This window comes from Cellulosimicrobium cellulans, from assembly GCF_042723955.1.
Taxonomy (GTDB): domain Bacteria; phylum Actinomycetota; class Actinomycetes; order Actinomycetales; family Cellulomonadaceae; genus Cellulosimicrobium; species Cellulosimicrobium cellulans_H.
In genome coordinates this window covers 20,478-27,798 of sequence record NZ_JBHXIC010000029.1, presented here as the reverse complement: position 1 = coordinate 27,798, position 7,321 = coordinate 20,478, and the positions used below count along the sequence as shown (strand labels likewise).

At 73.2% G+C, this 7,321-nt stretch carries 8 protein-coding genes; 4 read left to right on the top strand and 4 right to left on the bottom strand.

What is annotated here, in order from left to right; all coding sequences use genetic code 11:
- Positions 1-162 precede the first annotated feature (162 nt).
- The 4 genes from ACFWH7_RS10210 (at position 163) to ACFWH7_RS10195 (ending at position 3,173) form a co-directional block, all read left to right on the top strand.
- Complete coding sequence (locus tag ACFWH7_RS10210; protein ID WP_336723177.1) at positions 163-1,362, top strand: phosphoglycerate kinase; 1,200 nt, start codon at positions 163-165, stop codon at positions 1,360-1,362.
- A 109-nt stretch (positions 1,363-1,471) separates the two neighbouring features.
- Positions 1,472-2,245 (top strand): triose-phosphate isomerase, encoded by a 774-nt coding sequence (tpiA, locus tag ACFWH7_RS10205; RefSeq protein WP_378216412.1) that lies wholly within the window; start codon positions 1,472-1,474, stop codon positions 2,243-2,245.
- A gap of 207 nt (positions 2,246-2,452) precedes the next feature.
- Positions 2,453-2,695 carry a preprotein translocase subunit SecG gene (gene secG, locus ACFWH7_RS10200; protein WP_087472975.1) on the top strand — a complete coding sequence of 81 codons (243 nt, stop codon included), beginning with the start codon at positions 2,453-2,455 and terminating at the stop codon, positions 2,693-2,695.
- 130 nt (positions 2,696-2,825) lie between these two features.
- The gene (locus ACFWH7_RS10195) at positions 2,826-3,173 is read left to right on the top strand and encodes an RNA polymerase-binding protein RbpA (RefSeq protein ID WP_378216390.1); all 348 of its coding nucleotides are present in this window, start codon (positions 2,826-2,828) and stop codon (positions 3,171-3,173) included.
- Positions 3,174-3,212: 39 nt separating this feature from the next.
- Here ACFWH7_RS10195 and ACFWH7_RS10190 read toward each other — a convergent pair whose 3' ends face one another.
- From ACFWH7_RS10190 to zwf, 4 genes are all read right to left on the bottom strand, one after another.
- Positions 3,213-3,899, bottom strand: coding sequence for an O-methyltransferase (locus ACFWH7_RS10190; protein WP_378216389.1), 687 nt, complete (start codon positions 3,897-3,899; stop codon positions 3,213-3,215).
- Positions 3,896-4,684 (bottom strand): 6-phosphogluconolactonase, encoded by a 789-nt coding sequence (gene pgl / locus ACFWH7_RS10185; protein WP_378216388.1) that lies wholly within the window; start codon positions 4,682-4,684, stop codon positions 3,896-3,898. Before pgl ends, ACFWH7_RS10190 begins: the two co-directional genes overlap by 4 nt.
- Positions 4,681-5,598 (bottom strand): glucose-6-phosphate dehydrogenase assembly protein OpcA, encoded by a 918-nt coding sequence (opcA, locus tag ACFWH7_RS10180; protein ID WP_205203851.1) that lies wholly within the window; start codon positions 5,596-5,598, stop codon positions 4,681-4,683. The genes pgl and opcA overlap by 4 nt, the downstream gene beginning before the upstream one ends.
- A gap of 112 nt (positions 5,599-5,710) precedes the next feature.
- A complete protein-coding gene (gene zwf / locus ACFWH7_RS10175) occupies positions 5,711-7,252 on the bottom strand; it encodes a glucose-6-phosphate dehydrogenase (RefSeq protein ID WP_047232815.1) in 1,542 nt (513 codons plus the stop codon).
- Positions 7,253-7,321 lie beyond the last annotated feature (69 nt).

The window sequence follows — 7,321 nt, the reverse complement described above, 5'->3', positions numbered from 1 at the left end:
CCCGACCCCAGGTTGACGCGCACCACCATGGATTAAACCCCCGCGCCCGTCTCCCGCTCCCGGACCCGCACGGGCTGCCCCCGCGCCCACGTCCTCATGTGCGGGCCCGGCCGGTCCTCGGCAGGCGCCCCGTACGACGGCGACCGAACCGTAGGAGACCGCATGAAGACCATCGACTCCCTGGGCGACCTGCGCGGCAAGCGCGTCCTCGTCCGCTCCGACTTCAACGTCCCGCTCGACGGGACGACCATCACGGACGACGGCCGCATCCGCGCCGCGCTCCCGACGCTGAAGAAGCTCACCGACGCGGGCGCGAAGGTGATCGTCACCGCGCACCTCGGCCGCCCCAAGGGCGAGCCGGACGCGAAGTACTCGCTCGCGCCCGTGGCGGCACGCCTCGGCGAGCTGCTCGGCGTGCCGGTCCACCTCGCGCAGGACGTCGTCGGCGACTCGGCGCGCGAGACCGTGGCCGCCCTCGGCGAGGGTGAGGTCGCGCTCCTGGAGAACATCCGCTTCGACGCGCGCGAGACCTCCAAGGACGACGCGGAGCGCCAGTCGCTCGCGCACGACCTCGCGCAGCTCGCGGACGTGTTCGTCTCCGACGGCTTCGGCGTCGTGCACCGCAAGCAGGCGTCGGTCTACGACGTGGCCCAGGTCCTCCCGTCCGCGGTCGGCGAGCTCGTCCTCAAGGAGGTCGACTCCCTGCGCAAGGCTACGGAGGACCCCGCGCGCCCGTACGCGGTCGTGCTCGGCGGCTCGAAGGTCTCGGACAAGCTCGGCGTCATCGCGAACCTGCTCACCAAGGCGGACCGCCTGCTCATCGGCGGCGGCATGGTGTTCACGTTCCTCGCCGCCAAGGGCTACGGCGTCGGCAAGTCCCTCCTCGAGGAGGACCAGATCGACACCGTCAAGGGCTACCTCGCGGACGCCGAGAAGAACGGCGTCGAGATCGTCCTCCCGACCGACATCGTGGTCGCCGACGCGTTCGCCGCGGACTCGCCGCACGAGGTCGTCGCCGCGGACGCGATCCCGGCCGACAAGATCGGCCTCGACATCGGCCCCGAGTCGGCGCAGCTCTTCGCGAGCAAGATCGTCGACGCGAAGACGGTCGTGTGGAACGGCCCTGCGGGCGTGTTCGAGTTCGAGGCGTTCTCGGGTGGCACACGTGCCGTGGCCCAGGCGCTCGTCGACGCGACCGCGAACGGCGCGTTCACGATCGTGGGTGGCGGCGACTCGGCCGCTGCGGTCCGCATCCTCGGCTTCGACGAGGCCGGCTTCAGCCACATCTCGACCGGTGGTGGCGCGAGCCTCGAGTTCCTCGAGGGCAAGGACCTCCCGGGGATCTCCGTCCTCGAGGGCTGAGCGCCCCTCCCGAACCATCCTCACGCACCGCCCGCGGCACGCCGTGCGCGCGGGCGGTGCGACCCCCACAGAGAGAAGAAGGACCGTGGCGAACAGCCGTACCCCGCTCATGGCGGGCAACTGGAAGATGAACCTGGACCACCACCAGGCGACGCACACCGTGCAGAAGCTCGCGTGGACCCTCAAGGACGCGAAGCACGACTACGCGGCCGTCGAGGTCGCCGTGCTGCCGCCCTTCACCGACCTCCGGTCGGTGCAGACGCTCGTCGACGCGGACAAGCTCGAGCTCAAGTACGGCGCGCAGGACGTCTCGGCGCACGCCGAGGGCGCGTACACGGGCGAGATCTCGGCGACGATGCTCGCCAAGCTCGGCGTGAGCTACGTCGCGATCGGCCACTCCGAGCGCCGCCAGTACCACGGTGAGACGGACGCGCAGGCCAACGAGAAGATCGTCGCCGCCGTGGGTCAGGGCGTCGCCCCGATCCTGTGCGTGGGCGAGGGTCTGGACGTCCGCAAGGCCGGCGAGCAGATCTCCTACACCCTGGCCCAGGTCGAGGGCGCCCTCGCGGGCATCCCCGCCGCGCAGCTCGCGACGCTCGTCATCGCGTACGAGCCCGTCTGGGCCATCGGCACGGGCGAGGTCGCGACGCCGGAGGACGCGCAGGAGGTCTGCGGAGCGATCCGCGGCGCCCTGGGCGACCTGTACGACGCGGACCTCGCGAACGCGACGCGGATCCTGTACGGCGGCTCGGTGAAGTCGTCCAACGTCGCCGCGATCATGGCGCAGCCCGACGTCGACGGCGCGCTCGTCGGCGGAGCGAGCCTCGACCCCGAGGAGTTCGCGAAGATCGCGCGCTACCAGTCGCACGCGACCGGGGCCTGAGCTCCGCGAGACCCTCGTGCCGACGGCCCCGGGAGCGGATCCCGGGGCCGTCGGTCCTTGACGTGAGACGACGGCGGCCGGGGTTGGCCGCAGCGGCCTCTCGTCGCCTACTCTTGTCCCCTGTGCGGCAGGTCACGCCTGCGCACGACAACCGTGCGGTCGCGCTCGACATCGGTCGGGACGGCCCTGAGCCTCAAGGACGTACTCGTGGACGTGCTGCGCATCATCCTCCAGATCCTGCTGGTCCTCACCAGCGGCTTCCTCACCCTGCTCGTGCTCATGCACAAGGGCAAGGGCGGCGGCCTCTCCGACATGTTCGGCGGCGGGATCTCGAGCTCGGTGGGCAGCTCCGGCGTCGCCGAGCGCAACCTCAACCGGATCACCGTGTCGTTCGCCCTCGTCTGGGCGGTCGTCATCGTGCTCCTGGGGCTCCTCCAGAAGGTGAGCTGACCCGCAGGCGTCCCGCACGGGGCGTCGCGCGGTCGAGCAGGGCTCGAGGAGTCGGCAGGGGGCAGCCGCGCCGGACGGCGCGGTACGGGCAGGATCGAGTGCCGACGACGGCACGGACGGGGGAGAGCACGTGGCAGGTGGTAACGCGATCCGCGGGTCGCGCGTCGGGGCGGGACCGCTCGGGGAGTCCGAGCGCGGCGAGATCGCGCCGCGCTTCTGGGTGTCCTACTGGTGCGCGAACGGCCACGAGACGCGGCCGAGCTTCTCCTCGGAGGCGGAGATCGATGCGCCCGAGACCTGGGACTGCCCGCGGTGCGGGTTCCCGGCCGGTCAGGACCGGGAGAACCCGCCGACGCCGTCGCGCAACGAGCCCTACAAGACGCACCTCGCGTACGTGAAGGAGCGTCGCAGCGACGAGGACGGCGTCGCGATCCTCGACGAGGCGCTCGCGGCCCTGCGGGCCCGTCGCGGTCGCTGACGTCCGGGTCTGGCGCGGGCGCCGGACCTCGTCCGCGGGTCAGCGCACGCGCGCGAGCACGAACCCGTCGTAGCCCTTGGACCCCACGGTCTGGACGGCCGTGGCGTCGAGCCGCGGGTCCGCGACGACGCGGTCGACCATCTCCCGGACCCCGAGCACGTTCGGGTCGGTGCTCTCCGCGTCGGCGACGGCGCCGCCTCGGACGGTGTTGTCCACGACGACGAGCGTGCCCGGGCGCGCGAGCCGGATCGCCAGGTCGAGGTAGACCGGGTTGGACGGCTTGTCCGCGTCGACGAACACGAGGTCGAACGGCTCGACGCCCTCGTCGACGAGGCGCCGCAGGGTGTCCGCCGCCGGGCCGAGCACGACGTCGACGACACCCGCGAGGCCGGCGTCGGCCAGGGACTCCCGCGCGACCGTGGCGTGGGCCGGGTCGATCTCGCACGTGACGAGCGCGCCGCCGGGCGGCAGCGCACGCGCGAGCCAGATCGTCGAGTAGCCGCCGAGCGTGCCGACCTCCAGCACGCGGCGCGCGCCGGTCGCGAGCGCGAGGAGCTGGAGGAGACGGCCCTGCGCGGGGGAGACCTGGATCTCCGGCAGGCCGGCGGCCCGCGCCCTCGCGCTGGCGGCGGCGAGCACGTCGTCCTCGCCCACGAGCGGGGCGAAGTACGCGTCGACCGCATCCCACGTCACGGCGGGGTCGAGGTGCTCGCCGCCGGGCGTCATCGGTCGGCGTCCCGCGTGCCCGCCGCCGCGGCGTCGACGAGCCACAGCGTGCGCTCGGTGCCGGAGACCGCGGCCGCCGGGGTCTCTGCCGCAGGGGCCCCGCCGAGCGCCGACGCGACGGCGGGAGCCTTCTCGGCGCCCGCGGCGACGACCCACACCTGACGGGCGCGCGCGATGGCCTCGAAGGTCAGCGTCACGCGCTCCGGCGGGGGCTTGGGCGAACCGTGGACCCCGGCGGTCGGGACGCCCGTCACGTCGAGGCCTGGGTGCCCGGGGAAGAGCGACGCGACGTGGCCGTCGGGACCCATCCCGAGCAGGAGCACGTCGAACTCGGGCACCTCGGCGCCGTCCGGGGCGTGCTCGGCGAGCGTCGCCGCGTACGCCGTGGCGGACTCCTCGGGGGTCGCGACGACGTCCGCCGCGGGCGTGGGGTGCACGTTCTCGGCCGGGAGCTGGGGCAGGCGGGCGAGCAGCGCGTCGCGCGCCTGCGTCTCGTTGCGGTCGGCGTCCCCGCCGGGCAGGAAGCGCTCGTCGCCCCACCACACGTGCACGCCCGACCAGTCGACGGCGTCGCGCGCCGGGTGGCGCTCGAGCGCCGCGAGGCTCGCGATGCCGACGGTGCCGCCGGTGAGCACGACGTGCACGGGTCTGCGCACGGACTGCACGTCGAGCAGGCGCGTCACGAGCCGCGACGCGACCGCCTCGGCGAGGACTCCGGCGTCGGGGTGGACGACGACGAGGCGCCCGTGGGACGCGTGCGTGCCCCCGGGCTGGGCGGCGCTCACGCGCCCACCTTCTGCAGCCCCTTGGTGAGCACCTCGCCGTAGATCTCGTCCGGGTCCAGGCGGCGCAGCTCCTCGATGAGGGCCTCGCTCAGCGTCCGGATGGGCAGCGCGACGCGGCGGTCGGGCTTGCCCGGCTGGCTGATCGTCACGATGCGCCCGTCCGGGCGGTCGAGGATGATCGGCCCGCTCTTGCGCTCGAGCGTGACGCGCGTGATCGCCTCGGCCCCGCGACGGCGCACGACCTGCGTGGGGCAGCGCAGGCGGGACCCGAGCCATGCCGCGAGCAGGTCGAGCGAGGTGTGCTTCGCCTGACCCTCGACCAGGACGTTCGTCACGGGCTCGTACGGCGGCTGGTCGAGCGCGGCGGCGATGAGGCCGCGCCAGAGCGTGACGCGCGCCCACGCGAGGTCGGAGTCGCCCGGGCCGTACGTCGTCGCGAGCTGCGCGAGCGTCGCCTCCGGGTCCTTGGACGTGATCGAGTCGGTGATGCGGCGCTGCGCCATCGCCCCGACGGGGTCGTCGTCCGGCGACGCGGGCGGCTGCCCGGGCCACCACACCACGATCGGCGCGTCCGGGAGCAGGAGCGGCATGACGAGCGTGTCGGCGTGCTCGAGCAGGGGCCCCGCGGTGCGCAGGACGACGACCTCGGACGCGCCGGCGTCGCCGCCCACGCGGATCTGGGCGTCGAGGTGCGGCGTCGTGCTGCGGCCTGACGGCGCGACGACGATGACGCGGCAGGGGTGCTCGCGGCTCGCGTCGTTCGCCGCCTCGATCGACGTCTCGACGTCGGACTCGCGCGCGATGACGACGAGCGTGAGGACGCGGCCCAGGGCGATCGCGCCGCCCTCGTCGCGCAGGCGGACGAGGCGCTTGTTCACCGCGTTCGTCGTCGTGTCGGGCAGGTCGATGATCATCGCGGGGTCCTCGCCTGTCGGAGGGTCGTGCCGCCCTGCGGGGCACGACGGGGTCGGGGGTTCTCTGGGCGGGGCGCCGCGCTCCGCGGGGCCGACGCCGGCACGACGGTCGTCACGGGCGCCGCCACGAGCGGCCGTCGCGCGCCAGCATCGCGTCGGCCGACTCCGGGCCCCACGTGCCGGACCGGTACTGGTCGGGCGTGCCCTTGGCGGCCCAGTGCGCGGTGATCGGGTCGAGGATCTTCCACGAGAGCTCGACCTCCTCGCGCGTCGGGAAGAGCGGCGGGTCGCCGAGCAGGACGTCGAGGATGAGGCGCTCGTAGGCCTCGGGGGAGGACTCCGTGAACGCGTGCCCGTACCCGAAGTCCATCGTGACGTCGCGGACCTCCATCGCGGTGCCCGGGACCTTCGCGCCGAAGCGCATCGTCACGCCCTCGTCGGGCTGGACGCGGATGACGAGCGCGTTGTTGCCCAGGTCGGAGGCCTGCGAGGTCTCGAAGGGCAGGTGCGGTGCCTTCTTGAAGACGACGGCGACCTCGGTCACGCGGCGCCCGAGGCGCTTGCCCGTGCGCAGGTAGAACGGGACGCCCGCCCAGCGGCGGTTGTCGATGTCCACGCGGATCGCGGCGTAGGTCTCGGTCGTCGAGTCGGCGGGGATCCCGTCCTCGTCGAGGAAGCCGATGACCTCCTCGCCGCCCTGCCACCCGGCCGCGTACTGGCCGCGTGCGGTGTGCTTGGACAGCTCGCGCGGCAGGCGCACGGCCGACAGCGCCTTGATCTTCTCGGCGCGCAGCGACGGGGCGTCGAACGACACGGGCTCCTCCATCGCGACGAGCGCGAGGAGCTGGAGCAGGTGGTTCTGGATGACGTCGCGTGCGGCGCCGATCCCGTCGTAATAGCCCGCGCGGCCGCCGATGCCGATGTCCTCGGCCATCGTGATCTGCACGTGGTCCACGTAGTTCGCGTTCCAGATCGGCTCGAACATCTGGTTGGCGAACCGCAGGGCGAGGAGGTTCTGGACCGTCTCCTTGCCGAGGTAGTGGTCGATCCGGAACACCGAGTCGGGCGGGAAGACCTCCGACACGACGGCGTCGAGCTCGCGAGCGCTCTCGAGGTCGTGCCCGAACGGCTTCTCGATGACGACGCGGCGCCAGGCGTCTCCTTCGGAGCGGGAGAGCCCGGAGCGGGAGAGCTGCCGGCACACGACCGGGAACGCGCTCGGCGGCACCGAGAGGTAGAAGGCGTGGTTGCCGCCCGTGCCGCGCTCGGCGTCCAGCGTCTCGACGGTCTCGCGCAGCCGCTCGAAGGCGTCCTCGTCGTCGAACGTGCCCTGGACGAACCGGATCCCCTCGGCGAGCTGCCGCCACGTGGCCTCGCGGAACGGCGTGCGCGCGTGCTCCTTGACGGCGTCGTGGACCACCTGCGCGAAGTCTTGGTCCTCCCAGTCACGGCGCGCGAAGCCCGTGAGCGCGAAGCCCGGGGGGAGCAGGCCGCGGTTGGCCAGGTCGTACACCGCAGGCATGAGCTTCTTGCGGGCGAGGTCGCCCGTGACGCCGAAGATGACGAGCCCGCAGGGGCCCGCGATCCGCGGCAGGCGCAGGTCGAGGGGGTCGCGCAGCGGGTTGTGCTCTGGCGTGATCTTGGCCGGTCTCACCTGGTGGCACCGTTCCGTTTCGAGGAGGGGTCGGGAGAAATGCAGAGGGACTGAGGCGTCTGCGGATGA